The organism is Rhodoblastus sp., assembly GCF_041915505.1.
GTDB lineage: Bacteria > Pseudomonadota > Alphaproteobacteria > Rhizobiales > Beijerinckiaceae > Rhodoblastus.
This window is the reverse complement of sequence record NZ_JAYSBG010000441.1, coordinates 1-2,591: the sequence shown is the minus strand read 5'-3', so window position 1 is coordinate 2,591 and position 2,591 is coordinate 1. Positions and strand designations below refer to the sequence as shown.

2 protein-coding genes are annotated in these 2,591 nt (G+C 62.1%); both read right to left on the bottom strand.

Annotated elements, in window-relative coordinates:
- Nucleotides 1–75: 75 nt before the first annotated feature.
- Nucleotides 76–1,407, bottom strand: a complete 1,332-nt coding sequence (locus ACE3S9_RS18280) for a TolC family protein (RefSeq protein ID WP_374547905.1) — start codon at nucleotides 1,405–1,407, stop codon at nucleotides 76–78.
- A gap of 978 nt (nucleotides 1,408–2,385) precedes the next feature.
- The coding region (locus ACE3S9_RS18275; protein ID WP_374547904.1) for a hypothetical protein at nucleotides 2,386–2,591 on the bottom strand (206 nt) is incomplete at its 5' end.

The window sequence follows — 2,591 nt, the reverse complement described above, 5'->3', positions numbered from 1 at the left end:
ATTTTTCCCGTCGATTTTAGGTATTTGATTTGCGCCCGCGGTTCAACTGACGCCGGCAAAAAGCGGCAAATGCCGTTAAAGCCGTTCGCGGATCATGCTGATCATGTTGTCGTGGGGCGGTTCGACAGCAATCGCGACCGGCGGCAGGTCGGCGCCGGTCAGGATGGAAAGCGAGGCGCGGCCATCCAACAGGGCCTGCTCCAGTTCAATCCTCTGCCGCTCGATCGTGAACTGCGCGAGCTGAGCGTCAAGAAAGGAGCGCTCGTCGAGGAGATTTTGCCGATAGGCCTTTTCCGATTGCGCGGCAATATCCCTCGCCTTGGCGAGGCGCGGCGCAAGCCCCGCATATTGGCGCTGCAGCAGAGCCTGTTCCGACAGGAGCGCGCCGACCTCGGACGCCGCAGCGGCGAGCCGGGCGTCGAACTCACAGCGGAGCGCCTCACGGGTCGCGCCCTCCCGGGCGATGGCGCCTTCATTGCGATCGAAGATCGGCAGGTCGAACGTGACTTGCGGGCCGACGGAATAAATCCCGCTATTGTCGCGGCCGCCGATAATCCCGATCGTGACATTCGGAAATTGCGCGAGAACGGCCTGGCGCAGCTTCGCCTCCTGCGACTGATAGCCATATTGCAGGGCGATCAGGTCCGGCCGCCGGTCGGCCAGATTGTCGAGGCCCCGCCTTACCCGCTGCGGGTCGAGCGGCGGCGGCAGGCTGCCGGCCGCGAGCGCGAGGGGGGCGTCGGGCGCGACGCCGAGCAAGGCGTTGAGCTGATGGCGCCGGGAAAGCTGCGTCCGTTTCAGGTCGTCGTCGAGCTTCTGGATTTCCGCTGCCGCCGCCAGGTCCGGGGACAGAGAGGCAAGGGTGCCGTTTCCCTGGTCAATCGCCTTCGTCGCATGGTCCAGACGGTCTTCAAGCAGCTTTCGTGTGCGCCCGATCACCTTTTCCGCGCGCTCGCCCGAGACGATATCGACGAAAAGAATCCGCGCCTTGCCGATCGTCTGCCATTCCTGCCAATACAGCGATGCATCGATTTCGGCGGCGGCGTTGGATGCGGCCTCGATCTTTGCCGGCCTGAGAATGATCGATTTCAGGTCTTGCGAAATTCCCGAGCTGAAGGAATTCGTCCCCTCGCCCCCGCCGGCGAAAAACGGATAGGAAAGCGCGATCTGAGGATTGGGCAAGACCCCGGCTTCGATGATCTGCGCCCTGGCGAGGCCAAGTCGCGCGCGCGCCGCCCGAAGCTCGGGATTATTGGCCAGCGCCAGTCGGTCGACATCGTGAATGGTGAGGGCGCCGCGCTTTGCCTCCGCAAGAATGGGGAGGCTTGACGCCAGATTGGGCGTCCGGTCCAGCGGTTGCGGCGCGTAAGAGGCGCATCCGGTCAGGGCCAGAAGGCCGAGGACCACGGGGATCGCCCTATACAGTGCTCGTTTCAACATCGCTACCGGAAGCGCCAGGCAAGAGGAGATCACGATGATTGACCGGCCGCTGAATCGCGATCCAACTGCGGTCAAAGCACGTCAATTGATACGCCGACTGCGATTCCCTAAGCAAGGTATGACAAATGCCGTCGCCTGGCCAAACGAAGGGGCGATATAGCCTGAGGCCGTTGGGCGCGGCGCCGACGGAAGTGACGGCATGCTGCGCCGGCGCGGCCTGTCTCAGTCTCTTTTACTTTGACGCGCAAATAGGGCAGTCGCAGCGCCACGCCTGTTTAAAAGGCCAGCGGGAGAACCTCGCCCCTGGCCTCAAAAACATTCCGGCGACCATGCAGGATGCAGGGTCGCCGGCGTAATGCTTTTTCTGTCAGTTCAGCGGCACACAACCCGCCCCCAGCGGTCGCGCCAGCAATGGCGGCGCGGTCCCCATCCCGGACCACCCCCTCGACATTGGACGCGGCCCCAGCGGTCGCGCCAGCAATGCCGCCCCCATTGCACGTTCGTAATTTCGGGGCTGCTTTCTGTGATTTGGCTCGCCGGCGGCGGAGAGATCGGCGCGGCGGAGGCGGATGTCGCGCCGGCGATCAGGAGACCGGCGAAAGCGACGAAAACGGCAAGCTTCGACATGGTTTCAAGCCTTTCATGCGGTGTGAGGCTTTGAAGAAAATTGGACCGCACGGTTTCGAGAAGGTCTCCTGTTCCTGCTTAATAAAAGGTGAACAGCCTCCGACAAAACGAGCGGAAGAAAGCAGTATCTTTCTGACGGACCACGGAAAATCGCCAACCCCTTGAATTGACATCGGTTGGACGCGCTTGGGCGAGCACGCGGCAAAAGCGCGGCGCGTGGCGGAGTTTCGACGCCTTCCTCATAGCCGGCTATAATGGTCGCGCAGCGCCTTTTGTGTGTGAACGGGGCGACCGCGGCCAAATCCGCGCGCCGTCGCTTCAAGTCGCGAAAATTCCGGCGATGAATTTCCCATCGAGCGGCCGTGACAGGTAATAGGAAAGCGGCCTTCGCACATGTGCGCCCAGGAATTTGAACGGGTCGCCTGTTCCGTTGCGCAGGTAGACCAATGTGCCGTTAAAGTTCTCGGCGGTGTAATTCGGATTGATCGAAGGATCCGGATACCAGGGCTCCATGACAAAGAGTT